This is a genomic window from Limnohabitans sp., from assembly GCF_023910625.1.
In the GTDB taxonomy this organism is placed as follows: domain Bacteria; phylum Pseudomonadota; class Gammaproteobacteria; order Burkholderiales; family Burkholderiaceae_C; genus Limnohabitans_A.
This window is the reverse complement of sequence record NZ_JAAVVW010000003.1, coordinates 1,356,812-1,382,464: the sequence shown is the minus strand read 5'-3', so window position 1 is coordinate 1,382,464 and position 25,653 is coordinate 1,356,812. Positions and strand designations below refer to the sequence as shown.

At 58.4% G+C, this 25,653-nt stretch carries 23 protein-coding genes and 2 pseudogenes; 14 read left to right on the top strand and 11 right to left on the bottom strand.

The window, feature by feature from the left end; all coding sequences use genetic code 11:
• Positions 1-4 precede the first annotated feature (4 nt).
• The gene (locus HEQ17_RS09785; RefSeq protein ID WP_296292568.1) at positions 5-178 is read right to left on the bottom strand and encodes a hypothetical protein; all 174 of its coding nucleotides are present in this window, start codon (positions 176-178) and stop codon (positions 5-7) included.
• Positions 179-208: 30 nt separating this feature from the next.
• On the opposite strand from HEQ17_RS09785, the gene HEQ17_RS09780 reads away from it, so the two are divergent.
• The 4 genes from HEQ17_RS09780 to HEQ17_RS09765 all read left to right on the top strand — a co-directional run bounded on the left by HEQ17_RS09780 (position 209) and on the right by HEQ17_RS09765 (position 3,899).
• Positions 209-1,054, top strand: a complete 846-nt coding sequence (locus HEQ17_RS09780) for a GNAT family N-acyltransferase (RefSeq protein ID WP_296292567.1) — start codon at positions 209-211, stop codon at positions 1,052-1,054.
• A complete protein-coding gene (locus tag HEQ17_RS09775; RefSeq protein WP_296292566.1) occupies positions 1,051-1,275 on the top strand; it encodes a hypothetical protein in 225 nt (74 codons plus the stop codon). Before HEQ17_RS09780 ends, HEQ17_RS09775 begins: the two co-directional genes overlap by 4 nt.
• A gap of 72 nt (positions 1,276-1,347) precedes the next feature.
• Complete coding sequence (ppk1, locus tag HEQ17_RS09770) at positions 1,348-3,432, top strand: polyphosphate kinase 1 (protein ID WP_296292564.1); 2,085 nt, start codon at positions 1,348-1,350, stop codon at positions 3,430-3,432.
• Between the two features lie 5 nt (positions 3,433-3,437).
• Positions 3,438-3,899, top strand: coding sequence for a histidine phosphatase family protein (locus HEQ17_RS09765; protein ID WP_296292563.1), 462 nt, complete (start codon positions 3,438-3,440; stop codon positions 3,897-3,899).
• A 21-nt stretch (positions 3,900-3,920) separates the two neighbouring features.
• Here HEQ17_RS09765 and HEQ17_RS09760 read toward each other — a convergent pair whose 3' ends face one another.
• From HEQ17_RS09760 to HEQ17_RS09735, 6 genes and pseudogenes are all read right to left on the bottom strand, one after another.
• A complete protein-coding gene (locus HEQ17_RS09760; RefSeq protein WP_296292562.1) occupies positions 3,921-4,379 on the bottom strand; it encodes a hypothetical protein in 459 nt (152 codons plus the stop codon).
• Between the two features lie 90 nt (positions 4,380-4,469).
• Positions 4,470-5,972 (bottom strand): Ppx/GppA phosphatase family protein, encoded by a 1,503-nt coding sequence (locus HEQ17_RS09755; RefSeq protein ID WP_296292561.1) that lies wholly within the window; start codon positions 5,970-5,972, stop codon positions 4,470-4,472.
• 113 nt (positions 5,973-6,085) lie between these two features.
• A pseudogene (locus HEQ17_RS09750) lies at positions 6,086-6,379 on the bottom strand (arsenical-resistance protein); the annotation flags it as partial.
• 83 nt (positions 6,380-6,462) lie between these two features.
• Complete coding sequence (locus tag HEQ17_RS09745) at positions 6,463-6,795, bottom strand: helix-turn-helix domain-containing protein (RefSeq protein ID WP_296293719.1); 333 nt, start codon at positions 6,793-6,795, stop codon at positions 6,463-6,465.
• Positions 6,796-6,818: 23 nt separating this feature from the next.
• Positions 6,819-8,069: an organoarsenical effux MFS transporter ArsJ gene (gene arsJ, locus HEQ17_RS09740; protein WP_296292559.1), complete on the bottom strand. Its 1,251-nt coding sequence runs from the start codon at positions 8,067-8,069 to the stop codon at positions 6,819-6,821.
• A 1-nt stretch (position 8,070) separates the two neighbouring features.
• Positions 8,071-9,114: an ArsJ-associated glyceraldehyde-3-phosphate dehydrogenase gene (locus HEQ17_RS09735; protein WP_296292558.1), complete on the bottom strand. Its 1,044-nt coding sequence runs from the start codon at positions 9,112-9,114 to the stop codon at positions 8,071-8,073.
• Between the two features lie 182 nt (positions 9,115-9,296).
• On the opposite strand from HEQ17_RS09735, the gene HEQ17_RS09730 reads away from it, so the two are divergent.
• The 10 genes and pseudogenes from HEQ17_RS09730 to phoR all read left to right on the top strand — a co-directional run bounded on the left by HEQ17_RS09730 (position 9,297) and on the right by phoR (position 21,153).
• Positions 9,297-11,522 (top strand): PhoX family phosphatase, encoded by a 2,226-nt coding sequence (locus HEQ17_RS09730; RefSeq protein WP_296292557.1) that lies wholly within the window; start codon positions 9,297-9,299, stop codon positions 11,520-11,522.
• Between the two features lie 477 nt (positions 11,523-11,999).
• A pseudogene (gene ltrA, locus HEQ17_RS09725) lies at positions 12,000-13,067 on the top strand (group II intron reverse transcriptase/maturase); the annotation flags it as partial.
• A 231-nt stretch (positions 13,068-13,298) separates the two neighbouring features.
• Positions 13,299-14,369, top strand: coding sequence for a PQQ-dependent sugar dehydrogenase (locus tag HEQ17_RS09720; RefSeq protein WP_296292556.1), 1,071 nt, complete (start codon positions 13,299-13,301; stop codon positions 14,367-14,369).
• A 206-nt stretch (positions 14,370-14,575) separates the two neighbouring features.
• Positions 14,576-15,598 (top strand): phosphate ABC transporter substrate-binding protein PstS, encoded by a 1,023-nt coding sequence (gene pstS / locus HEQ17_RS09715; protein ID WP_296292555.1) that lies wholly within the window; start codon positions 14,576-14,578, stop codon positions 15,596-15,598.
• Between the two features lie 145 nt (positions 15,599-15,743).
• Positions 15,744-16,697 (top strand): phosphate ABC transporter permease subunit PstC, encoded by a 954-nt coding sequence (gene pstC / locus HEQ17_RS09710; protein WP_296292553.1) that lies wholly within the window; start codon positions 15,744-15,746, stop codon positions 16,695-16,697.
• Positions 16,698-16,751: 54 nt separating this feature from the next.
• Complete coding sequence (pstA, locus tag HEQ17_RS09705) at positions 16,752-17,609, top strand: phosphate ABC transporter permease PstA (RefSeq protein ID WP_296292552.1); 858 nt, start codon at positions 16,752-16,754, stop codon at positions 17,607-17,609.
• Between the two features lie 21 nt (positions 17,610-17,630).
• Positions 17,631-18,410 (top strand): phosphate ABC transporter ATP-binding protein PstB, encoded by a 780-nt coding sequence (gene pstB / locus HEQ17_RS09700; RefSeq protein WP_296292551.1) that lies wholly within the window; start codon positions 17,631-17,633, stop codon positions 18,408-18,410.
• A gap of 13 nt (positions 18,411-18,423) precedes the next feature.
• Positions 18,424-19,122 (top strand): phosphate signaling complex protein PhoU, encoded by a 699-nt coding sequence (gene phoU, locus HEQ17_RS09695; protein WP_296292550.1) that lies wholly within the window; start codon positions 18,424-18,426, stop codon positions 19,120-19,122.
• Positions 19,119-19,814 carry a phosphate regulon transcriptional regulator PhoB gene (gene phoB / locus HEQ17_RS09690; protein WP_296292549.1) on the top strand — a complete coding sequence of 232 codons (696 nt, stop codon included), beginning with the start codon at positions 19,119-19,121 and terminating at the stop codon, positions 19,812-19,814. Before phoU ends, phoB begins: the two co-directional genes overlap by 4 nt.
• A gap of 13 nt (positions 19,815-19,827) precedes the next feature.
• The gene (gene phoR / locus HEQ17_RS09685) at positions 19,828-21,153 is read left to right on the top strand and encodes a phosphate regulon sensor histidine kinase PhoR (protein ID WP_296292548.1); all 1,326 of its coding nucleotides are present in this window, start codon (positions 19,828-19,830) and stop codon (positions 21,151-21,153) included.
• A 395-nt stretch (positions 21,154-21,548) separates the two neighbouring features.
• Here the strand turns inward: phoR and HEQ17_RS09680 are convergent, their stop codons facing one another.
• The 4 genes from HEQ17_RS09680 to trxA form a co-directional block, all read right to left on the bottom strand.
• Positions 21,549-23,294, bottom strand: coding sequence for a hypothetical protein (locus HEQ17_RS09680; protein WP_296292547.1), 1,746 nt, complete (start codon positions 23,292-23,294; stop codon positions 21,549-21,551).
• Positions 23,295-23,437: 143 nt separating this feature from the next.
• Positions 23,438-23,701, bottom strand: coding sequence for a type B 50S ribosomal protein L31 (locus tag HEQ17_RS09675; RefSeq protein WP_296292546.1), 264 nt, complete (start codon positions 23,699-23,701; stop codon positions 23,438-23,440).
• 84 nt (positions 23,702-23,785) lie between these two features.
• Entirely contained in the window at positions 23,786-25,048 is a 1,263-nt protein-coding gene (rho, locus tag HEQ17_RS09670) for a transcription termination factor Rho (protein ID WP_108352340.1), read from the bottom strand.
• 246 nt (positions 25,049-25,294) lie between these two features.
• Positions 25,295-25,627 carry a thioredoxin TrxA gene (gene trxA / locus HEQ17_RS09665; RefSeq protein ID WP_296292545.1) on the bottom strand — a complete coding sequence of 111 codons (333 nt, stop codon included), beginning with the start codon at positions 25,625-25,627 and terminating at the stop codon, positions 25,295-25,297.
• Between the last annotated feature and the right edge of the window lie 26 nt (positions 25,628-25,653).

The following is a 25,653-nucleotide window of genomic DNA, read 5'->3' as shown; positions in this document are numbered from 1 at the left end:
GTGATCAGCGCACTTTGCCGTTTGCGGTGTTGGCGTCAGAAGCGGCCATCAGCCAGGCCAGACTTTGGGCCAATGAGGCGCAAGCGTCCACTGTGAATTGAAACGATTGCACGCGCGAGACCACGTCACTTAAATTTAACAAAAAAGTCACTTCTTTGACATGGGAGAGGATCAGCATTCGTCGCAGGATGAAAAAGGAGCTGAAGTCATGAAAGAGTTACCTAACCCCACCTTCCCACTGTCCCCTGTTCAATTGCCCAGGGGGTCACTTCATCCGGCGTCCTCTGTCACCGGTTTGGATTTTTTGCCTCGGCGTGTGCAAGGCACCATTCAAGTCAGCTGGGCGCAGCATCTCGACGAAGTTCGGGAGGCGCAGCGCCTGAGGTATCAGGTCTTTGCCAACGAGTTGGGTGCGCGGTTGCCCATCACCCTGCCAGACCACGACATCGATTTGTTTGATGATTATTGTGAGCACTTGCTGGTTCGGGACAGTGCTTCGGGGCAGGTCATTGGCACTTACCGGGTGCTCACGCCTGCTCAAGCCAAACGAGCGGGCAGCACTTACAGTGACACCGAGTTTGACCTGACCCGTCTGCGCGATCTGCGCACCCGCATGGTGGAGTTGGGCCGCAGCTGCGTGCACGCAGATCACCGCCATGGTGGTGTCATCATGGCCTTGTGGGGCGCCTTGTTTGAATTCATGGACCGCAACCGCTTGGACACCATGATCGGTTGCGCCAGCATCCCGATGCTGCACAACGGTCTGGTCACGGGTGATGTCGCAGCGAGCATCTGGCATCAGTTGCGGCATACGAATTTGGCCGATATCCAGTTCCATGTGCGACCCCGTTTGCCACTGCCAGTGGAAGATTTGGACCATGGTTTGGCCATTGATCCGCCAGCGCTGATCAAAGGCTACTTGCGCTTGGGAGCCAAGGTGTTGGGTGCACCCGCATGGGATCCGGATTTCAACACGGCCGATCTGCCCATGATGATGCGAACTGCTGATTTGCCCATGCGCTACCGCAAGCATTTTTCGGCCGGTGCTGCATGAATTCAGCCACCGGGGCAGGTCCTGATGCGGTGCATTTCAAAACCTCTGGTGCAGGCCTTCAGAACACATTCACAAGGGATTTGGAAAAAGCGGTATCGCATGCCTTGCGGTTGCCACGACAAGAGGCCAGGCGCAGGGCTGAAGCCTTTGGCTGGCCCCACACGGTGGCGCTGTTCAAGTCTTACTTGATGCCCATCAAAGGCAAGGGCAAAAAAGCCTAGGATTTTCACGGCATTGTCATCAAAATGACTTAATGAATTTATAAGATGAGTTGAATTCATCGACGTTAAGCCATGGACCATCCAATTTCACAGACCGTTTCGCCAGAGTTGCCCCCTGAGTTTTTGGATCGTGATCTGAGCATTTTGGCTTTCAATGAGCGCGTGCTCGATTGGGCGCACCGACCCGAGGTGCCCGTGCTCGAACGCCTGAGGTATTTGTGCATCGTGTCCTCCAACTTGGACGAGTTCTTTGAGGTGCGGGCCGAGCCGCATGTGATGGGCAGTTTGCAGGCGATCACATCCGGGCAGTACACGAACGACAGCTTGAAGGCCATTACCGACAAAACCAATGCCATGGTGGCGCGGCAGTACGCTTTGTACAACGATGATTTGCTGCCTACATTGCAGCGCCATGGCTACCGTTTGTTGTCACATGGCGAGCGCAATGCCGAGCAACGCCGTTGGGTGCGCAGTTACTTCCAGCGCGAGGTGCAGCCCCTGCTCGTGCCCGTGGGCCTGGATCCGGCGCACCCCTTTCCTCAAGTGGCCAACAAATCGCTCAACTTCATTGTGCAGTTGTCGGGCAAGGACGCTTTTGGGCGGTCCAACGAAATCGCCATCGTCAAGGTACCGCGCGTGTTGCCGAGGGTGATTGCCTTGCCGGACCGGGTGTGTGAGGGCAGCAAGGCTTTTGTACTTTTGTCCAGCGTGATCCGTGCCCATCTGGCCGAATTGTTCCCGGGACGTGAAGTCGGGCAGTTTTCTCAATTCAGGGTCACCCGCCATTCGGACCTGGCGGTGGACGAGGACGAAATCGCCAATTTGCGCATGGCCCTGCGCCAAGGCCTGCAGCACCGCCACTATGGTCAGGCAGTTCGCCTGGAGGTCTCGTCCAACTGTGCGCCCCGTTTGGCAGAATTTTTGCGCAAGGAATTTCGACTGCCCGAAGCCTCAGTGTTCCGGGTCAATGGCCCGGTGAACCTGGTGCGCCTGATGCAGTTGATAGATTTGGTGCCTGCACCAGACTTGCTGTTTCCGCCGTTCAAAGCCAGCTTTCCTGTCCAATTGCCGCAACACGGCTCGATTTTTAACCGGCTCAAAGCGGGCGATGTGGTGATTCACCAACCCTTTGAAAGCTTTGACGGCGTGCTGGCCTTTTTGCGCGAAGCCGTGATGGACCCGAATGTGTTGGCCATCAAGCAAACCATTTACCGCGCAGGCAGCGACACCACCTTGATGGATTTGCTGCGCGAGGCGGTACGCCGGGGCAAGGAAGTCACGGCCGTGGTAGAACTCAAGGCCCGTTTTGACGAAGAGGCCAACATCAACTGGGCCGAGCAACTCGAATCGATCGGCGCGCAAGTGGTCTACGGCATCGTGGGCCTGAAAACGCACGCAAAAATGCTCTTGGTCACCCGCCGCGAAGGCCGCGTGCTGCGGCGCTATGGTCATCTGTCTACGGGCAATTACAACCGCCGCACGGCTGCGCTTTACACCGACATCAGTTACCTCACGGCCGATGCCGACATCACCGCCGACATGGACCAGTTGTTCGGGCATTTGGCCAGCCAAAGCCGGTTGCCCAAAATGAGACGCATGCTGGTTGCACCGTTTAATTTGCATGCCCAAATGCAGGCCCGCATTGAGGCGGTCGGCGAGGCAGCTGCACGTGGCGCGAACGGGCGCATTGTCATCAAGATGAATGCCTTGACCGACCAGCCCTTGATGGAGGCTTTGCTGACGGCCGGGCAAAAAGGTGCCAAGATCGATTTGATTGTGCGCGGTGCCTGCATGTTGCCCGCCGGGGTGGCTGGTTTGAGCGAGAACATCCGTGTGCGCTCGGTCATCGGCCGTTTTCTGGAGCACTCGCGGGTGTTTTACTTTTGCGCTGACCAGGACGAATCTCTGTACCTGTCGAGCGCTGACTGGATGAGCCGCAACATGACGCGCCGCATTGAGTTGGCTTGGCCCGTGACCGACCCGTTGCTGCGCCAGCGCATCATTGATGAATGCCTGATCGCTTACCTGCACGACGGGCGCGACGCCTGGGACTTGGCCTCCGATGGCCAATACCACCGTGTCGGCTTGACCGCACCGGGGCCTGGGGCCCAAGAAGCGCTGATGCAGCGCTATGACGCATCGCCTGTTCAGGAGTGAGGGCCATGGATTTGATCGTGTGGCGGCATGCAGAAGCCCATGAGGCCGAGCCAGGCGAAGACGACATGCAAAGGGCCTTGACGCCCCGTGGGCGCAAACAGGCCGAGCGCATGGCCGCCTGGCTGGACGCCCAGTTGCCACAAGGGACCCGTTTGCTCAGCAGCCCCGCCGTGCGTGCCGAGCAAACGGTGCGTGCCCTGGGCCGCAAATACAAGGTCCGCGACGCCTTGTCGCCTGGCGCCAGTGTGGCGGATGTGCTGGAAACCTCGGGCTGGCCCGAGGCGCGTTACCCGGTCTTGCTGGTAGGTCACCAACCGGCGCTGGGCGGCATGGTGGCGCAATTGCTGGGCATGCCCGAGGCTGCATGCGCCATCCGAAAAGGCGCGGTGTGGTGGCTGCGCCACCGCATCCGCGAGGGCCAAGCTCAAACCGTTTTGATGGGGGTGACTTGTCCTGAGCGCTTGTGAGCTGCGCCTGAGTCAGCGCCTTCAGTCTTTGGCAGGCCGCCCGGTTTTGATGGTGGGCACGCTGGCCATGGCCTTTTTGAAAGCGGTGTCGGCCATGCCTGCCAGGGCCTGCAGGCCGGCGCGGATCAATTCACTTTTTTTGACTTCCACGCCCAAAGTCATGGCGCGTTTTTTCATTTCGGTGATTTGCAGCAACTCGGTCTTGGGCAGTGTGAAACTGTCGCGCACGACTTTGATCTTTTTCTCTTTGGGCGCCTTGGCAGGGGCGGCCGTATTTTTATTGTCCGAGGCTTTGGGCTGAGGCGCCTTGGCCGGGCTGGTCTTGGCTTTGGCGGCGGTTTTGCGCGGTGCTTTGGCAGGTGTTTTGGAGGCGGAAGCTGCCTTGACAGCAGGTTTGGTGTGGGCTTTGCCAGAAGATGCGGCGCTGCCGGTGCTGGCAGCGTTTGCGCCTAGGGCAGAGGAAATGATGGCGTCGTTCATGGTGTATCGACTTTAAAAAATAACGGTGCATACAGTTTATACCGTTGTTTTTTATTCGCCAAGACATCTACCCTAAAAAATCCGGGGAATTTAGTCCGCCGATACCTGTAAAACCCAATCTGTCTTTTGCCAGGCGTTTTTTTCTTCGCGCAACAAGTGCGCCGATTGGGGCCAGAGCTCGGCCCAGTCGCTGTCCATTTGCAGGCTGGCGGTGCGCCTGTCCACATCGCACTGGATGTGCAAGCCCGACAAATCCGGATCGCGCCGGGCATGGCACAAAATGACTGCCAAGCGCAGCGCCATGAGTTGCTGCACGAATCGGGTGCTTTGCAGTTCGGCCTCGAGCTTGCGCAGCTTGCCCCGGTGGCCCAGTACCAATTGGCTCAGGCGATGCAGCTCGTCCAGGGTGAAGCCGGGCAGGTCGGTGTTGTCCAGGATGTAGGCGCCATGCTTGTGGTAATCGCTGTGCGAGATGCGCATGCCGGTTTCGTGCAGCTGGCAGGCCCAGTGCAGTTTTTGCAAATGGCGTTGGCGTTCGTTTTGGGGCTGGTCGGCCCCCGACCCAATCATGGCTTCCAGCAGGCCCTGGGCTGTGCGTGAGACCCGATCGGCCTGCTGGGCATCGGTGCCAAAGCGTTGGGCCAACCAGCTGACCATGGACGAGCGGACATCCTGGGGGCTTTCACGGTCGATCAGGTCGTACAGTGCGCCGTGGCGCAGGGCCCCTTGCGCGGCATCCATCTCATCGATTTGCAGCAAATCAAACACGGCTTGCAACACCGCCAGGCCGCCACCGATGACGGGTTTGCGGTCTTCCTTGACGCCTTCGAGGCGCAAGTTGTCCAGCTTTTGGGCCTTGAGCAAACGCTCTTTGAGCCAAGCCAGGCCCTCGCGTGTGACACGCCCCTCGGGCCAGCCGGATTGGGTCAAGATATCGGACACCGCGCCCACCGTGCCCGAGGAGCCGTAGCACTTGTCCCAGTGCTGGCGGTTGAAGAGGATGTGGGCCTCGTCGAGCACCGCCAGGGCCGCGATCTCGGCGGCCTTGAAGGCTTGGGCAGTCCACAGACCATCGGGAAAATACTTCATGGACCAGCCCACGCTGCCCACACGGTAAGACTCCAGCGTACTGGCGGTGACGTGCCGGCCCAAAATCATTTCGGTCGAGCGCCCGCCGATGTCCACCACCAGGCGGCGCTCATCCGATTGCGGCAGCAGGTGCGACACACCCAGGTAAATGAGTCGGGCTTCTTCGCGCCCGGCAATCACCTCGATCGGAAAGCCCAAAATCTGTTTGGCCTTGACTAAAAACACCTCCCGGTTGCGGGCCTCGCGCAGGGTTTGGGTCGCCACAGCCCGGACTTGTTGGGGCTGGAAGCCCGCAATCCGTTCGCCAAAGCGGGCCAGGCATTCCCAACCCCGTGCCATGGCTTCTTCGCTCAGGTTGCGTTCGCTGTCCAGGCCGCTGCCTTGGCGCACGGTTTCCTTGATGTATTCCACGCGCCGCAGCTGGCCCGCATCCATCTGTCCGATTTCAAGGCGAAAACTGTTGGAGCCCAGGTCAATGGCGGCGTACAGGGAATGGGTTTGCATGGCGAGGGGTGGGGCGAGGGCAGACGGGCAAAGTGTGAATTATGTGACCGAATTGTGAAAGCCGGATGACATGGGCACCTATCTGACGAGGTCAGCGGGCCTGGCCTGCTCGCTCAAGCTTCGGTCTGCACGCCCTTGGACGGTGCCCAGCGGTTGATCAAGGCCACCAGCGTCAGCATCACGGGCACTTCCACCAGCACGCCCACCACGGTGGCCAAGGCTGCGTCCAAATTCAGGCCGAACAGTGAGATGGCCACCGCCACCGCGAGTTCAAAAAAGTTGGATGTGCAGATCAGGCAAGTGGGCCCGGCTACGTTGTGCGGCAATTTGAGCCAACGCGCGCCCCACCAGGCGATGAAGAAAATGCCATAGGTCTGCAGCACCAGGGGCACGGCAATCATGGCGATCGCTTGCAGGGCGTGTGCCACGCCCATCGCCCACGGGGTGGGCTCCGACAGGGGGTGAAGCCTCTGCGTAGCGATGGGCAGGCTCAGCAGCAGCCTGGTTCGCAAGCCAGATTGAGCACATCACCACAGGGCACACCCTGGCAGCAGTGCGCGGTCAAAAAGTCCATCAGGCTTTGCATGGCGCTCAGGTCGGCGCGGTAGCGCAAAAACCGGCCTTCGCGCTGCACACTGACCAAGGCCGAGTGGTGCAGTTCCTTGAGGTGAAACGACAGTGTGTTGGCGGGAATATCCAGAGTTGCAGACAACTGCCCTGGCTGAATGCCTTCGGGCCCAGCGCCCACGATGGCGCGAAACACCTTGAGGCGTGAACTTTGCGCCAACGCCGCCAAGGCCTTGACGGCCACGTCCTCGTCCATGACGCTGAAAAGAGAAACGGGGTTCATGGTGTGACCTCTTTTTCAGTTGTGTGCGTGAGCAAGCCCATGGGCAAACGCAGTGTGGCCAGCCAGCACAAAAGCAGCATCAGCGCCGAGCCCAAGAGCGCATACATCAACCCGCCCCACTGGTACAAAAGGCCCGACAGCAGCGTGCCCATGAAGCGGCCCAATGCATTGGCCGCGTAATAAAAACCCACATCTTCGGCCGCTTTTTCAGAGCCCGCATAGGCCAGCACCAAGTAGCTGTGCACCGAAGAGTTGATGGCAAAGGCAAAGCCGAACAAACTCAGACCGCCCACCACCCACCACTGCAGCTGCGGCGCTTGCAGGTACATGGCCGCGGCAATGCCCAGCGGCATGAAGGTGAGCACCGCCGACCACCAGCGGGCTGCAGGCACTTCGCGGCTCAGGCCATCGGCGCTGCGGCGTACGATCTGTGGTGCCAAGGCCTGCACCAGGCCGTAACCAATGGTCCACGCCGCCAAAAAGCCGCCCACCATGGTGAAGGTCCAGCCCACGGAGTACAAAAACACCGGCACGCCCACCACAAACCACACGTCACGCGCACCAAACAAGGCCACACGGGCAGCCGCCAGGGCGTTGATGCCTGGGTTTTTGGCGAACAACTCTTTGGCCGAGCTCGAAGGCTTGCTCTTGCCCATCATGGGCGGCAGGCTGCTCACCACGCCGATCAGCACCAAAGCCAAGAGGCCCGCCATGGCCCACAGCGAGCCCTGAAAACCCAGCGTCTCTAAAAGCAAACCACCCAAGAAAAATCCAAAGCCCTTCATGGCGTTCTTGCTGCCGGTGAACCAGGCCACCCACTTGAACAATTGGCCGTTGCCTGTGTCCTTGGCTTGCGCTTGCGTGATCTTGATCGCCGATTTGCTGGCGGTTTTGGTCAGGTCTTTGGCCACACCACACACCCCTTGCGCCAGCACCACCCAGGCCACCGACATGGCGGCTGTCCACTCGGGTTGCAGGGCCGAGAGCAAACCAAAGCCGATGATCTGCGTGACCAAGCCCACCGTGAGCATGCTTGCAATGCCAAAGCGCGTGGCCAGCCAGCCACCGATCAGGTTGGCCAGCACGCCCGCGCCTTCGTACAGCAAGAACAAAAAGGCCAGCGTGAACGGCGAGTAACCCAACTTGTAAAAGTGCAGCAACACCAACATGCGCAAAGCGCCGTCGGTCAGGGTGAAGCCCCAATAGGCGGCGGTCACGATGCCGTAATTGCGTTCAGCGGCGTTCATCTCAGATGCCGACGTCGTTCATGTGGCAAGCCAAGTCCACCATGCGGCAAGCGTAGCCCATCTCGTTGTCGTACCAGGCGTAGACCTTGAGCAGGGTGCCATCGGTCACCATTGTGGACAGCGCGTCCACAATGGCGCTGCGCGTGTCACGGGCGTAATCCACGCTCACCAAAGGGCGCTCCTCGTAACCCAAAATGCCGGCCAGTGGGCCTTGGGCCGCAGCGGCAAACATGGCGTTGACTTCTTCGGCGCTGGTTTCGCGCTTCATCTCAAACACGCAATCGGTCAGCGACGCATTGAGCACCGGCGCGCGTACCGCGTGGCCGTTGAGCTTGCCCTTGAGTTCGGGATAAATCAGGGCAATCGCTGTGGCGCTGCCGGTGGTGGTGGGAGCCAGGCTCACCATGGCGCTGCGGGCTCGGCGCAGGTCTTTGTGTGGCGCGTCCACCACCAAGTTGGTGTTGGTCGGGTCGTGGATGGTGGTGATCTGGCCGTGCTTGATGCCAATGGCTTCGTGCACGACTTTGACCACCGGGGCCAGGCAGTTGGTGGTGCACGATGCCGCCGTGACGATGCGGTCTTTGGCGGGGTTGTACAACGTGTGGTTGATGCCCACCACAATGTTCAGCACATCGCCCACCTTGATGGGCGCGGCCACGATCACGCGCTTGGCGCCCCGGTCCAAGTGGCCTTGAATCGTTGCAGGCGTCAAAAACTTGCCTGTGCATTCGAGCACCAGGTCCACACCCATGTCACCCCACGGGATGTCAGCCGGGTTGGCGAGCGATGAAAAGCCGAGGGTCCGTTCACCGATGCGGATCTGGCTGTCGCCCTCGGCTTCGATGCGCTCGCGCCATTTGCCTTGCACGCTGTCAAACGCCAGCAAATGCGCGGTGGCCGCTGCGCCGCCTTTGAGCTCGTTCAGGTGCACCACCTCCAGGCGGTTGCCTGCGCGGGGGTCGTCCGACTGGCGCTCTGCCGCACCCATGGCCGCACGCAGGGCCAAACGGCCGATGCGGCCCATGCCGTTGATACCGACTTTCATGCTGGATCCTTCGATGATTCTGGAAATGTCAATGTCATGACTTTGCCACTTCTGCGTGACAAAACCATGACAAGTCTGCAACCCAGCCCCATCGTGGGCGTGATGCCCTCGCAGAAATGGGTTTTTTGACATCAAGAAGTCACACAAAGCCCTTTCAATCGTTGAATTTTTAAGGAGTTTTCATGTCGCATCACGATCACGATCCCGTCTTCAACACTTCCAACAATCCCCATTTCCAAGACGTATTGGCCCAATTGCTGCAAAACCCTGCACGCCGTGGTTTGTTGCGCGGTGGTCTGGGCTTGGCCGGTTTGGCCATGCTGCCCGGTTGCGCCAGCATGATGTCGGGCATGGCGGCAGCACCTTCGGCGCTGGGCTTTCCTTCCTTGGGCAAAAGCTTGCTGGACAACGTGATATTGCCGCCCGGTTACCAGTACACGGTATTGCACGCCACCGGCGATGCACTGGATTCAACACTGCCCGCTTACTCCAACAAAGGCGCGGAGACCGATGACTGGTCGCGCCGCATTGGTGACCACCACGACGGCATGGACATCTATTACATCGATGCCAATGGCCGCTACACCGAGAACGAAACCGGCCGCGCCGTGCTGTGTGTCAACCATGAAAGCTCGGCCGATGCGCACTTCATGCACCCCAACGGTCAAACGAGTAACGGTGTGAGCGGTAAAAAATTCTCACAATTTGGTGATTGGGATTTGGGTGTCCGCCCCGAGTTGGAAGTGCTCAAAGAAATCAACCACCACGGTGTGTCGGTGGTCGAAATCGTCAAAACCCCACAAGGCTGGCGCATCAAGCAAGACTCTCCGCTGAACCGCCGCATCACCGCGCAAACTCCGGTGCGCATCAGCGGTCCACGCGCCCACATTGAAAACATCCGCAGTTTCATGGTCACCAGCTGGGAGCCGGCGGGGGGCATGGCCCGAGGTACGCTCAACAATTGCGGTCACGGCAAAACCCCATGGGGCACTTATTTGGGTTGCGAAGAGAACTGGGCCTTTTATTTTCAAACCACGGGCGCGGGTGCTGCGCTTGCCGCCAAAGAGGTGGCTTCGCGCAGACGATATGGCGTTCCTTTTGCGGTATCAGCAGCCGGAGCTACCCGCGCTGCCAGCCAGGGGTGGCACACCGTATCGTCGACCGACGACCGTTTCGCTCGCTGGAATCTGGCGGCCACAGGTGCCAACGCTGAAAAAGATTTCCGCAACGAAGCCAACACCTTTGGTTATAACGTTGAGATTGATCCGTTGGACCCCAATTCCACACCGGTAAAACGCGTAGCCATGGGGCGTTTTGCCCATGAGGCAGCGGTTTGCAGCTTGCCCAAGGCGGGCGAGCCCTTGGCCTTTTACATGGGCTGCGATGCACGCAACGAATACATTTACAAATTTGTCTCAATAGCCGTGTGGGACCCGCGCGATGTCGGTGGTGGTTTGCTCGCTGGCGACAAATACCTGAGCGAGGGCAAACTTTACGCCGCTCGCTTTGACGCCACAGGCCAAGGCCAGTGGCTGGAATTGACCATTGCCGATCCACGCATTGCCAACCACAGTGCCTATAAATTTGCCAACCAGGCTGATGTGTTCGTCAACGCACGCCATGCAGCCGATGCTGTCGGTGCCACCAAGATGGACCGTCCAGAGTGGGGCGCTGTCAACTACCGCAACGGCGAGGTGTATTTCGCCCTGACCAATAACAACGCTGCCAACCGCACTCCCGCCAAGGTGGACCCGGCCAACCCCCGAGCCTACATGGACATGGATGGAAAAAAAGGCACGGGCAACCCGCACGGCCACATCATCCGTTTCAACGAAACAGGTCAAAAATCCACGGCCAAAGCCTTTGCTTGGGACATCTTCCTGTTCGGTGCAGAAGAAGACTCGGGCGATGCCAACTTGTCCGGCTTGAGCGCCAAAAACGCGTTCTCATCGCCTGACGGCCTGTGGTTCAGCAAGGCCACAGGCATCTGCTGGATTCAGACCGACGATGGCGCCATGACCGACGAAAGCAACTGCATGATGCTGGCTGCCATTCCTGGCCAAGTGGGCGACGGCGGCAAAGTCACCGTGAAAAACAAAATGGTGGTCGGTGGTGTTGAGCAAACCGGCACACAAGAAACTTTTGTGGGCGCCGCTTTGGGTGATGCCAAACTGCGCCGCTTCTTGGTCGCCCCCAAGGGCGCTGAGGTCACCGGCATCACCGAAACCGCCGACGGCCGCACTTTGTTTGTCAACATCCAGCACCCTGGCGAGTTGTCCAAGCCGCTGGCTTCGGGCGAAGCCCCGGAAAGCGTCTGGCCCGGCAACCAGGGTTACGGTGTCCAAGGCCGTCCACGCTCGGCCACGATCGTGATCACGCGCAAGGATGGTGGTGTGATCGGCCTTTAAGGTCCGACCATTGCGCAGCCCCTCAAGCCAGGTCTTCGGACCTGGCTTTTTTCATTGTGCGCCCAGCATGGGCGCGCACCTGCGGGTGCATGTCCCGCTGCGAGCTGGTCACAGTGAGCAAAGTCAAGCGCAACTGCGTGAGGGCGACCGAGCGTGGGAAGGAAGCGTGGGAAGGAAGCGTGGAGCGTAAATCGCGAGCCGATGAACAAGAACCGCATAGAAGGCGCTGCCAAGCAGGGCGAGTGGGCAAAGAACCGCAAAGCTCTTGTGACCAAGGCGAGGTGGCGTAGATGCGGCGGTTGTGCGATGAAGGTGTGCGACCCTTACCTGGGGAGATCTCGCCTTGCGTCTGAAAGGGCGACGGCATTGCCGGAGTGAGAAGTCAGCACAGGTCGTAGTAGTGCAAGCCCGAAACCTGAATGGGAGGTGCGGCCAGCACGAAGGACCGAACGAGAGTGAGTGAGCGAGGACAAGAAGATGTCAAAGGCCATGCGTCAGATGCCGGGGCAACCTGGGCGGGCAAGCGTAGCAAGGGGTGAAGCCGCCAGTGATCTTGCCAGCGGCGAAGCCTGCGGCCCGCCTCTTGAGCACCCGCGCACAGGGTCGGCAAAGCAGCTGGCAGGCACTGGTGGCCTGCTGGAGGCGGCGCTGACGAGACAGAACCTGCAGGCGGCATGGAAGCGGGTCAAGGCCAACAAGGGTGCAGCAGGGGTGGACGGGCTCAGCATTGAGCAAACGGCCCAATTGCTGCGCCAAAGCTGGCCAGACATCCGTCAAGCGCTGCTGGCAGGACGCTACCGGCCCAGCCCGGTACGCAAGGTGATGATTCCCAAACCGGACGGCAGCCAGCGAGAGCTGGGCATCCCGACGGTGACAGATCGACTGATCCAGCAGGCCCTTTTACAGGTGCTGCAACCGCTGATCGACCCCACCTTCAGCGACCACAGCCACGGGTTTCGACCGGGCAGGCGTGCACACGATGCGGTCAAGGCCGCACGGGCGTACGTCCAATCGGGCAAACGCGTGGTGGTGGACGTGGACCTGGCCAAGTTCTTTGACCGGGTCAACCACGACATCCTGATCGACAGGCTCAAAAGGCGCATCGACGACGCTGGAGTCATCCGGCTGATTCGGGCTTACTTGAACGCTGGGATCATGGATGGCGGGGTGGTGGTCGATCGCCATCTGGGCACGCCGCAAGGCGGACCGCTCAGTCCGCTGTTGGCCAACGTGCTGCTAGACGAAGTGGGCAAGGCGTTGGAGGCGCGCAGCTACTGCTTCGCGCGCTACGCCGACGATTGCAACGTCTACGTGGGCAGCAAGCAGGCGGGCGAGAGGGTGATGGGCTACCTCAGGAAGCTGTACACGGGCTTGAAGCTTCAGATCAACGAAGCCAAGAGTGCAGTGGCCAGCGCCCTTGGGCGCAAGTTCCTGGGGTATGCGTTGTGGATGGCCAAGGGCAAAGAAGTCAAATGTGCGGTGGCCTACAAGGCACTGGACAACTTCAAGGCTCGCATCCGGCAACTCACGTGCCGCTCGGGCGGCTGCAATAATTGCGGCCCCCCTATGCCGATTACCTTGGCGAAGTTTGCTTGCCAGTTGTCAACGCTGCGATGAGCACTGCTGCCGTCTAAAATCTCCAGCTTATTCCATTTTTTTGACGGAGACGCCATGGCCATAAAGGACAGACAAGGATGTTTGGGCTTGGCGGCCCTGCTTTTGCATTGTGTCGCTTGGGCCAGCGCACCGGAACCGCTTCCCACGCAGTCCAAAGACATGGTGAGAAACGCGCCTACACCCGCGACGTTTCAGGTGCAAACCTTGGTCAAGGGCTTGAGCCATCCCTGGTCGCTGGCTTGGTTGCCCGGTGGCGACATGCTGATCACGGAGCGCGAAGGGCACTTGCGCCGCATCAGCCGCGACTTTCAGCTCGACCCTAGCCCGATCGAGGGGCTGCCTGTCGACATCGTGGCCGACGGGCAGGGGGGGTTGTTGGACGTGGCTGTGCACCCCGACCACGCCCGCAATGGCTGGGTTTACCTGGCGTATGCGCAGGCGCCCAAAGACGGTGCACGCGGCGCATCGGCCACGGCCCTGGTCAGGGCGCGCCTGCAGGGGCACCGGCTGGTGGATCTTCAGCCCTTGTTTGCCATGCGGCCCGCATCGCGGGGTGGGCGGCATTTTGGTGGGCGCATCGTGTTTGATCGTCAGGGCCATGTCTTTTTGACCTTGGGCGACCGGGGCGATGATGCGCGCGCCCAAAAACCGCGCGACCATGCCGGGTCGGTCATCCGCCTGCATGACGATGGCCGCGTGCCTGCGAGCAACCCCTTTGTACAGCAAGCTCAGCAATTACCCGAAGTGTTCAGCCGGGGCAACCGCAACATCCAGGGCGCGGCCATTCACCCGCAAACCGGCGAATTGTGGACGCACGAGCACGGCCCGCAAGGCGGGGACGAGCTCAACATCATCCGCAGCGGGCGCGATTACGGCTGGCCCACCATCACCTATGGCGTGAACTACGTGACGGGAACGCGAATCGGTGTGGGCACGCACCAGACAGGCATGGAGCAGCCCCTGCATATTTGGGTCCCCTCGATTGCGCCCTCGGGCATGGCGTTTTACGAGGGGAATGCTTTCCCGGCTTGGCGCGGCAGCCTGTTTCTGGGGGCTTTGCGGGGGCAAAGCCTGGTGCGCTTGGTGCTGGAAGGCGAGAAAGTGGTGGCCGAGGAGCGTTTGCTGATGCAGCAGGTGGGGCGCATCCGCGATGTGCGGGTCGGCCCGGACGGTCTGGTTTACCTCTTGAGCGACTCGCCGGATGGCGCTTTGTGGCGCTTGAAGCCCTGAACACCCCATCGTTTGCGTTGGGCATTTGATGCGGCTGACACTTGAATGCAAGATTTTTGTCCCAAAGGGTCTGTGGCAAATTCCCGTGTTGCCCAAAGAAAAGCATTTTTGACACAAATTTGTCACAATTCGGGATTAGAGTCGGAGTGGTCAACAGCAAACAGGCTGTTGGCAAGAATTCTTTTGACCCTGAAACAGGAGCTGAAATGCTGAAATTCAAATGCCTTGTCGCCGCAGTCGGACTGAGCGCTGTGGCAGCCACCACTTGGGCGGCTGACATCACTGGCGCTGGCGCGACTTTCCCTTTCCCTATCTACGCTAAATGGGCTGAAGCCTACAAAAAAGAAACGGGCATTGGTTTGAACTACCAATCGATTGGCTCTTCTGGCGGTATCCGCCAAATCCGCGCCAAAACCGTTGCCTTTGGTGCCACAGACGCACCTGTCAGCGGTGCTGACCTGGACAAGGATGGCATGGTCCAATTTCCGGCCATCATTGGTGGCACCGTGCCTGTGTTCAACCTGGAAGGTTTTGGTAAGGGCGAGCTGCGCGTGACAGGCCCTGTATTGGCCGAAATGTTCATGGGCAAGATCAGCAAGTGGAATGATCCCAAGCTGGCAGCTTTGAATCCTGGCAAAAAACTCCCCGACACCACCATCACTGTGGTGCACCGAGCTGACGGTTCTGGCACCACCTTCAACTGGACCGATTACCTGGCCACCGTCAGTAAGGAATGGTTGGACACCGTGGGCCGTGGTGCCGCGGTCAAGTGGCCTGCACCCACCTCGGTGGGTGGCAAAGGTAACGAGGGTGTGGCAGCCAATGTGGCGCGTACCAAAGGTGCCATTGGCTATGTTGAATACGCTTATGCCAAGAAGAACAACATTGCTGTGATGGCTTTGCAGAACAAAGCCGGCAGCTTCGTGATGCCTGACGACGAGACCTTTGCCGCAGCCGCTGCTGGCGCGGATTGGTTCAGCGTTCCTGGTATGGGTTTGTCCATTGTGGACCAGCCTGGTGCCAAGTCTTACCCTGTGACCACGGCTTCTTTCATCCTGATGTACAAGACGCCTGTCGATAAAGCGCAGTCTGCTGAAGTACTGAAGTTCTTTGACTGGTCTTTCAAGAATGGCAAGAAAATGGCGCTGGAGTTGGAATACGTGCCTCTGCCCGATGCGCTGACCAAGCAAATTCGTGAGCGCGTCTGGAATCAGATCAACATCAAGTGATGTCTGCAAAGGGTCGATTGATTTGACCCTTGTCCACCGGCACTTGCGTTGAGTGTCGGTGGTCTGTTTTTCTGATGCTTTGAAACTTTGTATGTCTGCCGTTTAGATCATGAACACACCTCAATCACCGACTCAGACGGATCCCATGACCAGTGTCAACAGGGCTGAGATCGCCAAACGTCAACGCGTGCAGGACATCATTTTTCACCGCACAACTCAAACGTTTTCCTTGCTGGTGTTGATTGCGTTGATGGGCATCATTGTTTCCCTGTTCATCAATGCTTGGCCAACTTTTGCCAAATTTGGTGCTCACTTTCTTTGGTATGTTGAGTGGGACATCATCAACAAAGAGTTCGGTGCGGCTATATCCATTGTCGGTACTGTGTTAAGCGCCGGTCTTGCCATGCTGCTGGCGGTGCCCCTGGCTTTTGGCATTGCAGTTTTCCTGACCGAAACCTGCCCGGTCTGGTTGCGTCGCCCATTGGGCACTGCCATTGAACTGTTGGCGGCTGTGCCCTCCATCATTTACGGCATGTTTGGGTTGTTTGTATTTGCCCCTGTGTTTGCCGATTACATGCAAGTGCCTTTGCAGTCAGTTTTGGGAGGGATGCCCCTGGTGGGCTGGCTTTTTGGTGGCGCGACCAATGGCTTGGGCATCATGGCAGCGGGCATCATTCTGGCTTTCATGGTGTTGCCTTTTGTGGCGGCCGTCATGCGTGACGTGTTCGAGATCACCCCGCCCATTTTGCGTGAGTCGGCATATGGCCTGGGCTGCACCACTTGGGAAGTGGTGCGCAAGGTTGTGCTGCCCTACACCCAGACGGGAGTGATTGGCGGCATCATGCTGGGTCTGGGGCGGGCTTTGGGTGAGACCATGGCGGTGACTTTTGTCATTGGCAATGCGAATCGCATGCCCAACTCATTGTTTTCTCCTGGTACATCCATTGCCTCGGTGTTGGCCAACGAGTTTGGTGAGGCTGAGGGCTTGCACTTCAACACGCTATTTGCGTTGGGCTTTCTTCTGTTTTGCATCACTTTTCTGGTTTTGGCCTTGGCCAAATGGTTGATCGTCCGAACAGAAAAAGCCAAGGGCCATTGATGAAATTGTTGATGGCCTCCAGGCTCCTTAAGACCTCTTGAAACGAGCAATATCATGTTGATGCAATCCTCGCCTCTTTACCTCCAACGCAAACGCATCAATTTGGTGGGTTTGACCATGTCCATGATTGCGATGAGCTTGGGTCTTGTCGCATTGCTCTGGATTTTGTTTGTCCTGTTTTCCAACGGTCTGGCTGCCCTGGAGTTGACACTGTTTACCCAAGACACCCCCGCTCCTGGCTCTGAGGGCGGCGGTTTACGTAATGCCATTGTGGGTAGCCTGATGATTGTGGGCCTGGCTGTGGCGGTCTCGACGCCTATCGGAATTCTGGCGGGCATCTATTTGACCGAGTACGGTGATACCAGCAAAACGGCAGAGTTCACGCGCTTTGTGACCGACATCATGTTGTCAGCACCATCGATCGTGCTGGGCCTTTTTGTGTACGCGATCGCTGTGGCTACTGTTGGCAACTTTTCGGGTTATGCCGGTAGTCTTGCCTTGTCCTTGATTGCGATTCCAGTAGTGATGCGAACCACTGAAAACATGTTGCGCTTGGTTCCTGGCAGTTTGCGCGAGGCGGCATTTGCATTGGGAGCACCCCGCTGGAAGGTGTCAACCATGGTGACTTTGCGTGCTGCCAAAAGTGGTGTGATCACGGGCTTGTTGCTGGCCTTGGCCCGCATCAGTGGTGAAACTGCCCCTTTGTTGTTCACTGCCTTGAATAACCAGTTTTACAGCACCAATATGGAGGCACCCATGGCCAATCTGCCTGTGGTGATCTTTCAGTTTGCCATGAGCCCATACGAGAACTGGATCCAACTGGCTTGGGGTGGTGCTCTCTTGATCACGTTGACGGTGCTGGCACTGAATATTCTGGCTCGCGTTTTCTTCCGCGAAAAAGTCAAAGTTTGATCGAATAACAAGGTTTTCAAAATGTCCAATGCACCTCAAACCTCCCTCAAAAATGCGATTGAAATCCGCAACCTGAGTTTTTATTACGGTACCTTCAAGGGTTTGAAGGACGTGAACCTGAACATCGCAGAGAACAAGGTCACTGCCTTCATTGGGCCATCCGGTTGCGGCAAGTCAACCTTGTTGCGCACACTCAACCGCATGTACAGTTTGTATCCGGGCCAGCGTGCCGAGGGTGAAATCAGACTGTATGGCACCAACATCCTCGATAAGAAGCAGGATCTGAATTTGTTGCGTGCACAAGTTGGCATGGTTTTCCAGAAGCCCACGCCTTTCCCCATGTCGATTTACGACAACATTGCTTTTGGAGTTCGTCTCTATGAAAACCTGAGTCGTTCGGACATGGACGACCGCGTCGAGTGGGCCTTGTCCAAGGCTGCAATATGGAATGAAGTGAAGGACAAGCTGGGCCAAAGTGGTTTGTCGCTTTCTGGTGGCCAGCAACAGCGTTTGTGCATTGCTCGTTCGGTGGCTGTCAAACCCAAAGTCATCTTGCTGGACGAGCCAACATCGGCGCTGGATCCAATCTCGACCGCCAAAGTTGAAGAGCTTGTCAGTGAGTTGAAGAAGGATTACACCGTGGCCATCGTGACCCATAACATGCAACAGGCGGCGAGGGTTTCTGATTTCACCGCTTATATGTACCTGGGTGAGTTGGTTGAATTTGGCGTGACCGAGCAAATTTTCATGAAGCCCGTTCGCCAGGAAACCGAAGACTACATCACTGGCCGTTTTGGCTGATCAGGAGACCCACATGGACAAGCATATTTCAAGTCAATTTGATGCCGAACTCACTGGCGTTTCATCCCGTGTGCTGGAGTTGGGTGGGCTGGTTGAAGCCCAGACCCGTCATGCTGTGTATTCGCTGGCTCAATTCAGCTCCGAAGTGGCCGATCAAGTGGTCGCTACTGAAAAACAGGTCAACGCGCTGGAGGTCGAGATCGATGCTGAGTTGGCCTCCATCATTGCGCGTCGTCAGCCCACGGCGCGTGATCTGCGGTTGCTGATGGCCATCTCCAAAATCACCGGAAATCTCGAGCGTGCGGGCGATGAGGCCGAGCGCATCGCGCGTATGGTCAAGCTGATTTTGGAGCAGGGCAGTCCACGCAATTTGCCATCATCCGAGTTGCGGGTGGCGGCCGATTTGGCCACTGGCTTGTTGCGCAAGGCGCTCGATGCCTTTGCCCGTCTGGATGTGAACACGGCGTTGGTCATTTTGAAAGAAGATGATTTGATCGATGCCGAATTCAATGGCTTTCTGCGAAAACTGGTTACCTACATGATGGAAGACCCGCGCACCATTTCAGCCAGCCTGGACTTGCTTTTTGTAGCCAAGGCGATCGAGCGCATTGGCGACCATGCCAAAAACATTGCCGAGTTTGTGATCTATGTAGTCAAGGGTGCCGATGTGCGCCACACCGCGTTGACCGAGATTGAAAAAGCGGTGCAATGAGAACCATCCCACGCATTCTGATTGTCGAGGATGAGCCAGCCATCGCCGAGTTGATTGCGGTCAATCTCAGGCACAACGGATTTCAGCCGGTTTGGGCCATTGATGCCGAATCAGCCCAGCGCGAGCTCGACGAAATTCTGCCTGACGTGATCTTGCTCGACTGGATGTTGCCCGGCGAGACTGGCTTGGTACTGGCCAGAATGTGGCGTACATCGTCAAGAATCAAGACCGTTCCCATCTTGATGCTGACCGCCCGGGGTGACGAGTCTGATCGGGTGGCTGGCCTAGATGCGGGCGCCGACGATTACATCGTCAAGCCATTTTCACCGCGTGAGTTGCTGGCTCGCATTCGCGCAGTTCTTCGTCGCCGCGTGCCTGAGTCTTCCGGGGGCATTGTCAAAATGGGCGACTTGCAGCTCGACGCCGACACGCATCGGGTTAGCCTAGCCGATAAGCCAATCAAGGTGGGGCCTACCGAGTTCAAACTCTTGCAATACCTGATGCGTCACCCTGAACGGGTGCATAGCCGAGGTAGCTTGCTTGACAAGGTCTGGGGCGACCATGTCTACATTGAGGAGCGCACGGTGGATGTGCACGTCAAACGCCTGCGCGAGTCGCTGGGCGAGGCGGGCCACATGATCGAGACCGTGCGCGGTGCAGGTTACCGTTTCACCTCTAATCCCACCGTTTGAAACCAGGTTCATCATGTTTTTTTCGATTCTCGAAATGCTCCTTTTGGCGGGCTTGGCGGGAACAATGGGCTGGTTTTTGGGCGGGGCTCTTGGGGCCTTTCTGGGGGCCTTGTTGGCTTTGCTCATTCACGGCACCATGCTGCAGTGGAAGCTGGACCGGCTCGAGCAATGGCTGAGTACGCCGGTTTTGCGCCAAGACCCGCCTTGGCAGGGTGTTTGGCGCGAGATCGCTGAGCGCGTCCAGCGCTTGCTGCGCCAGCAGCAAAGGCTGGCCGCCGTGCACCAAAAACAGCTGCAGGATTTTTTGCAGGCCATTCAGGCTTCGCCCAATGGCGTGATTTTGCTGGACGAAGAAGCCCGCATCGAATGGTGCAATGACACCGCTGCGGTGCATCTGGGTCTGGATGTACAAAGAGACCGTCTGCAGCACATCGTGCACCTGGTGCGAGACCCGGTGTTTGCGCGGTATTTTGCGCAAGACAACCACGCTTCAGAGGTGGTCATTGAGGGCCGCGCCAGTTCGGCCTTGAGCCTCCAGAAACTGTCGGTGCAGTTGCATGCCTACGGTGAAGGGCGTTCGCTGCTCTTGACGCGCGACATCACGGCCGTTGCGCAGGCCGATGCCATGCGCCGTGATTTTGTGGCCAATGTGTCGCACGAAATCCGCACGCCCTTGACGGTGCTCAGCGGTTTTGTGGAAACCCTGCGATCGCTTCCCCTGGACGCACAGGAAACTAAGCATTACTTGCAGCTCATGTCGGCTCAAGCGGATCGCATGCAATCCTTGGTGTCTGATTTGTTGATGTTGTCGCAACTCGAGGGCAGCCAATTGCCCAGTACCCAGGATAAAGTGTCTTTGGCAGCGTTGATGCTTCAAGTGACGACCGAAGCGCAAGCCTTTTCTGATTGGTTGGCCTGCAAAGGCGAGGGACCCGTGCATCAATTGGAATTCGCTCCGGTGCCCGATGTGTATTTGCTGGGTGCGCGTTCGGAGTTGTTGAGTGCGTTCTCCAATCTGGTCAGCAATGCGATCCGCTACACCCCTTTGGGTGGCCGCATTCAGATCCACTGGTCCAGCACTGCAGAGGGCTTGGCGTTTGCCGTCCATGACACTGGGCCAGGCATCGCGGCCGAGCATTTGCCCCGTTTGGCCGAGCGTTTTTACAGAGTGGACCGTAGCCGGTCCAGAGAAACCGGCGGCACTGGTCTGGGGCTGGCCATCACCAAGCATGTCATGCAACGCCACGGCGGAGAGTTGCGCATCGAGAGCGTTTTGGGGCAGGGTTCCACATTCAAATTGTGTTTTCCAAGAAGCCGTGTCGTGTTGGATGCCAACTGAAGTCGAATAAATCGTCCCTTCACACACCATCAAGGTTTTCATGATGAAAAAGGATCACAAAAACCTTCGCGTCTTGGTCAGTGCCTGAGCTTGACACGGCATCAAGTCTGGAAATGCTCTTGGCCAGAAGCTGCGATTTTCTGGAGCACGTGGCGCGAGTGATGCAGCATCTGGGGCGCTTGATCCAAGGATCTGAAAAGGTGTGTCAGATGCGTTTCGAGGCGCAGGTCTTTGGTTCGCCTGGCCAGGCGCTCCTGTAGGTCCTTCAGTCAATAGCCGGTGTGGGTTGTAGCCGCCCAAGATCAGCGTGTCTGCGACTCCAAACGACATCACGGCCAATTGCCCTGGTGGCAGTTGGCTGCATGGCGGGAGATGCTGCGCAGCCCCAACAAGGCTTAGTTTTTGGCCGCCTCTGGCAGGGTCGTTGTGTGGTCTGGGGCCGGATTTTTGGCGCGGAAGATCAGCAGTCGGTCGCTACGCTCACCCAGTCGGTCGGCTGTGGCCTCTGGCGTCCAGCCCAAGGCGCCGAGCCGATCACCCAGCAAGGGCAGGTTCTTTTCGTCCATGACCAGCCAGGGACACTCCGCGCTGGGCTGGGTGGCCGCTTGCAGACGCACCTGGGCGTGAAACAACAGGGCCGCGCCTTGGGCCTGACTGATGCCCGCGTATTGCAAGCAACGGGCGGTGCCGGTGACGACTTGCACTTTTTGCACCGTGGGGCCGTAGCTGCGGGCAAAGTTGAGCAAGGGCAGCCACAGGCTCATGAGCAGCAGCCAGCACAGCACAGCACCCGAGGCCGGCAAGACCATGCTTTTCCAGATGGCAGCGCGGTGGTGGCCAATGCGCCACTTGACCAGGCCAGCCCAGGCCAGGGTAGCCAACAAGGCCAATGCAAATGCCGGGGCCGAAAACGCCGGTAAAAAGCCGGGGGCCAGTTTGGCCACGTTGGCCGCAGGTTGGGCCGGAAAGCCTGTTTGCATGGCGATCCAGACCACCCAGATGGTGAGTGCGCAAATGCTGAAAAACAGCAGGGTGAACCAGTCGATCAAGGCCCCGAGGCTGCGCCGCAAAGTGGGCAGCGCAAAAGCGGCCAGTGCGGCAACACCGGGCAAAGCCAAGAGCAGGGCCCGGTCAGAAAAGCCGGTGAACCAGGTGGCCCCCACCGTGACGGTGACGAACCACAACGGCAAAGCCAAGTGCGGATAGCGCCAAACTTGCGACAGCTGGCCCCGCCAGCGCCACAAGGACCACAGCGCCAAAGGCCAGGCTGGCCAGGTGAACCACAGCATGAGCTTGGCCAGGATGTGCACATCCAGCAAGGTGTGAGGCACCACGCGCCAGCGCCACAAATCGAGGACCCCTGCGGTGGTGATGCACAGCAGGCACAGCAAAGCCAGCAGCCCCAAGTCGAGCATGCGCAGGCGGCCCTGTACGGGGTCGATGGTCGCCACGGCACGAATCAGCGAGCCACCCACGCCCAGCCACAGGGCCACACTGGGCGCCCCTGACAGCGTCAGGCCCATCATGCCCACAACCACGGCCAGTCCACTGAGCAAGCGCCAGCGCGGCAAGGTGGACAGGCCCACAAAAATCAGCGATGAAAAACACAGTTGGCTGAGCGCTGGGGTGGCTTCATGCGCCAGCCGAGCCAAGCCCAGACAGGCCAGCAAAGCCAGCAGTCCGCCGTCCGCCAAAGCGCGGGCATAGTCGCCTGGTTTGGCCTCGCCACCAAAGGCAAAAGCCACTGGCTGAGCTGCGGGGTGCCGTGCCAGGGCGTACACGGCGTACCAGGTGGCGGCCAATGTCAGGCCCAGCATCCCGATAAAGGGCAGTCGGGAAAACGTGACTTCCCATCCCGCAGGTGCCCATTGAAGGAAGCCGGCCCCTAGCCAAAAGGGCAGCAAAGCCAGTTGCGGGTCGTGCTGACCCAACAAGCTGGGCCTGAACCAATTGGCCGTTTCTCCCAACGCAGGCTGGGCCAGTTGCAGCATGTAGCCCAAGGCTTCCAGGTCTTGCGATTTCCAGGGCGCACGGTCCCAAAAACCAGCCAAAACATAGACCACACACAGCAAGAGCAAGGCTGGGCGCGGCAGTCTGCGCACAGCACTTTGGGCAACGATGGCGGGGGTGGGCAGGTTCACGGTGGCAAGGGAAATCAGGTGTGGGTCAAAGGCTGGGATGCTGGATTTTGTATTTTAGAAAAGCCATGCGGGCGGGTGCGGGCCCATGCAAAAAGGGCAGGCCGGTTGCCCGGGCTGCCCTTGGGGGTTCACCGATTCGCGAATTACTTGTCGATGGTGGTGGTTTTGCCGAAACGGTTGCGGAACTTCTCGACGCGGCCGCCCATGTTGTCGACCGACTTTTGCGTGCCGGTGTAGAAGGGGTGCGATTCGCTGGTCGTGTCCAGCTTGTACAAAGGCAGCTCGCGGCCGTCTTCCATTTTGATCATCTCTTTGGTGTTGGCGCATGAACGGGTCACGAACTTGAAACCATTGGACATGTCTTGGAAGCAAACTTCACGGTAGTTGGGGTGAATGCCGTCTTTCATGGGGAAATCCTTTTATTTTTGCTACGGCAGCCACTCCTCAGCCTATCCGGGAGCACTTTCCGCAAAACCGTGAATTATAGGGTATCAACCGCCGCGTCGCATCATGTCAAAGAACTCGGAGTTGTTCTTGGTGGCTTTCATGCTCTTCAAGACCATCTCCATCGCCTCGATTTCGTCCATGTTGTACATGAACTGACGCAGGATGCGGGTTTTTTGCAGCACTTCGGGCTGGAGCAGCAACTCTTCGCGGCGCGTGCCGCTGCGGTTCAGGTTGATGGCTGGGAACACCCGCTTTTCGTACAAACGGCGTTCCAAATGGATTTCGCAGTTGCCGGTGCCTTTGAATTCTTCAAAGATCACCTCGTCCATGCGGCTGCCGGTGTCGACCAAGGCTGTGGCGATGATGGTGAGGCTGCCGCCTTCTTCCACATTGCGGGCCGCGCCAAAAAAGCGCTTGGGGCGCTGCAGGGCGTTGGCGTCCACGCCACCCGACAACACTTTGCCCGACGAAGGCACCACGTTGTTGTAAGCGCGGGCCAGGCGGGTGATCGAGTCCAGCAAGATCACCACGTCTTTTTTCAGCTCCACCAAACGCTTGGCGCGCTCGATCACCATCTCGGCCACGTGAACGTGGCGCGAAGCGGGTTCGTCGAAGGTGGAGGAGATCACTTCGCCACGCACATTGCGTTGCATTTCGGTCACTTCTTCAGGGCGCTCATCGACCAGCAAGACCATCAGGTGCACATCGGGGTAGTTGGCGGTGATGGCATGCGCGATCTGCTGCATCATCACCGTCTTGCCCGACTTGGGCTGCGCGACGATCAAGGCGCGCTGGCCGCGGCCGAGTGGGGCAATGATGTCGATCACACGGCTGGTGATGTTTTCTTCGCCCTTGATGTCACGCTCCAGGCGCATTTGTTCTTTGGGGAACAAAGGCGTCAGGTTCTCGAACATCACCTTGTGTTTGTTGTTCTCGGGCAGGTCGTCGTTGACCTTGTCCAGCTTGGTCAGGGCAAAGTAGCGCTCGCCGTCTTTGGGGATGCGCACTTCGCCTTCGATCATGTCGCCCGTGTGCAGGTTAAAGCGGCGCACCTGGCTGGGGCTGATGTAGATGTCGTCGGTGCTGGCCGTGTAGCTCGAGTCGGGGCTGCGCAGAAAGCCAAAACCGTCGGGCAATATCTCGAGCACGCCGTCGGCAAAGACCTGTTCGCCCCCTTTGGCGCGTTTTTTGATGATGGCAAACATCAGCTCCTGTTTGCGCATGCGGCCCGTGTTTTCGATTTCGAGCGTGTCGGCTTGCTTCAGGAGTTCGGACACATGAAGTGCCTTGAGTTCGTTCAAATGCATGGGATGGGGCCTGTGGCGAATCGGTTCGTTGTGAACCGTTTTAGGAGATAACCAGGAGGAATGTTATGAACCGAAAGACGCCTCAATCTGGGGGCTGTGTCTTGCGGTAAGGGTGGCGCTGATCCCTGTTTGGGCAGCCTGAAAGAAATTATGACAGGTTTTGTGGCTGTCCAAAAAACAAAAAACCGGACCCGGTGGACCCGGTGGGTGCTGGTCTCCCCTGATGGGTCCAGCCGGATCGGCACCTCATGCCAGTTGCTGGTTGATGAAGTCCGTGAGTTGGGACTTGCTCATGGCACCTACTTTGGTGGCCACCAGTTGGCCGCCCTTGAAAATCATCAATGTCGGGATGCCGCGAATACCGAATTTGGCAGGGATGTCACGGTTGTCGTCCACGTTCATCTTGGTGATTTGCAGTTTGCCCTCGTAGGCGTTTGCGACTTCGTCAAGAATCGGGGCAATCATTTTGCAAGGCCCGCACCATTCGGCCCAAAAATCGACCACCACAGGTTGACCGGACTGAAGTACATCGGCTTCAAATGTGGCATCGGTAATATGCTTGATCAAATCGCTGGCCATGGCCTTTTCCTTGTGAACAATGAAGA

Bases quoted from the DNA above. Each gene is read 5' to 3' on its own strand.
- HEQ17_RS09785 (WP_296292568.1), bottom strand. From the start codon at position 178: ATGCTGATCCTCTCCCATGTCAAAGAAGTGACTTTTTTGTTAAATTTA.
- HEQ17_RS09780 (WP_296292567.1), top strand. From the start codon at position 209: ATGAAAGAGTTACCTAACCCCACCTTCCCACTGTCCCCTGTTCAATTG.
- HEQ17_RS09775 (WP_296292566.1), top strand. From the start codon at position 1,051: ATGAATTCAGCCACCGGGGCAGGTCCTGATGCGGTGCATTTCAAAACC.
- ppk1 (WP_296292564.1), top strand. From the start codon at position 1,348: ATGGACCATCCAATTTCACAGACCGTTTCGCCAGAGTTGCCCCCTGAG.
- HEQ17_RS09765 (WP_296292563.1), top strand. From the start codon at position 3,438: ATGGATTTGATCGTGTGGCGGCATGCAGAAGCCCATGAGGCCGAGCCA.
- HEQ17_RS09760 (WP_296292562.1), bottom strand. From the start codon at position 4,379: ATGAACGACGCCATCATTTCCTCTGCCCTAGGCGCAAACGCTGCCAGC.
- HEQ17_RS09755 (WP_296292561.1), bottom strand. From the start codon at position 5,972: ATGCAAACCCATTCCCTGTACGCCGCCATTGACCTGGGCTCCAACAGT.
- HEQ17_RS09745 (WP_296293719.1), bottom strand. From the start codon at position 6,795: ATGGACGAGGACGTGGCCGTCAAGGCCTTGGCGGCGTTGGCGCAAAGT.
- arsJ (WP_296292559.1), bottom strand. From the start codon at position 8,069: ATGAACGCCGCTGAACGCAATTACGGCATCGTGACCGCCGCCTATTGG.
- HEQ17_RS09735 (WP_296292558.1), bottom strand. From the start codon at position 9,114: ATGAAAGTCGGTATCAACGGCATGGGCCGCATCGGCCGTTTGGCCCTG.
- HEQ17_RS09730 (WP_296292557.1), top strand. From the start codon at position 9,297: ATGTCGCATCACGATCACGATCCCGTCTTCAACACTTCCAACAATCCC.
- HEQ17_RS09720 (WP_296292556.1), top strand. From the start codon at position 13,299: ATGGTGAGAAACGCGCCTACACCCGCGACGTTTCAGGTGCAAACCTTG.
- pstS (WP_296292555.1), top strand. From the start codon at position 14,576: ATGCTGAAATTCAAATGCCTTGTCGCCGCAGTCGGACTGAGCGCTGTG.
- pstC (WP_296292553.1), top strand. From the start codon at position 15,744: ATGACCAGTGTCAACAGGGCTGAGATCGCCAAACGTCAACGCGTGCAG.
- pstA (WP_296292552.1), top strand. From the start codon at position 16,752: ATGTTGATGCAATCCTCGCCTCTTTACCTCCAACGCAAACGCATCAAT.
- pstB (WP_296292551.1), top strand. From the start codon at position 17,631: ATGTCCAATGCACCTCAAACCTCCCTCAAAAATGCGATTGAAATCCGC.
- phoU (WP_296292550.1), top strand. From the start codon at position 18,424: ATGGACAAGCATATTTCAAGTCAATTTGATGCCGAACTCACTGGCGTT.
- phoB (WP_296292549.1), top strand. From the start codon at position 19,119: ATGAGAACCATCCCACGCATTCTGATTGTCGAGGATGAGCCAGCCATC.
- phoR (WP_296292548.1), top strand. From the start codon at position 19,828: ATGTTTTTTTCGATTCTCGAAATGCTCCTTTTGGCGGGCTTGGCGGGA.
- HEQ17_RS09675 (WP_296292546.1), bottom strand. From the start codon at position 23,701: ATGAAAGACGGCATTCACCCCAACTACCGTGAAGTTTGCTTCCAAGAC.
- rho (WP_108352340.1), bottom strand. From the start codon at position 25,048: ATGCATTTGAACGAACTCAAGGCACTTCATGTGTCCGAACTCCTGAAG.
- trxA (WP_296292545.1), bottom strand. From the start codon at position 25,627: ATGGCCAGCGATTTGATCAAGCATATTACCGATGCCACATTTGAAGCC.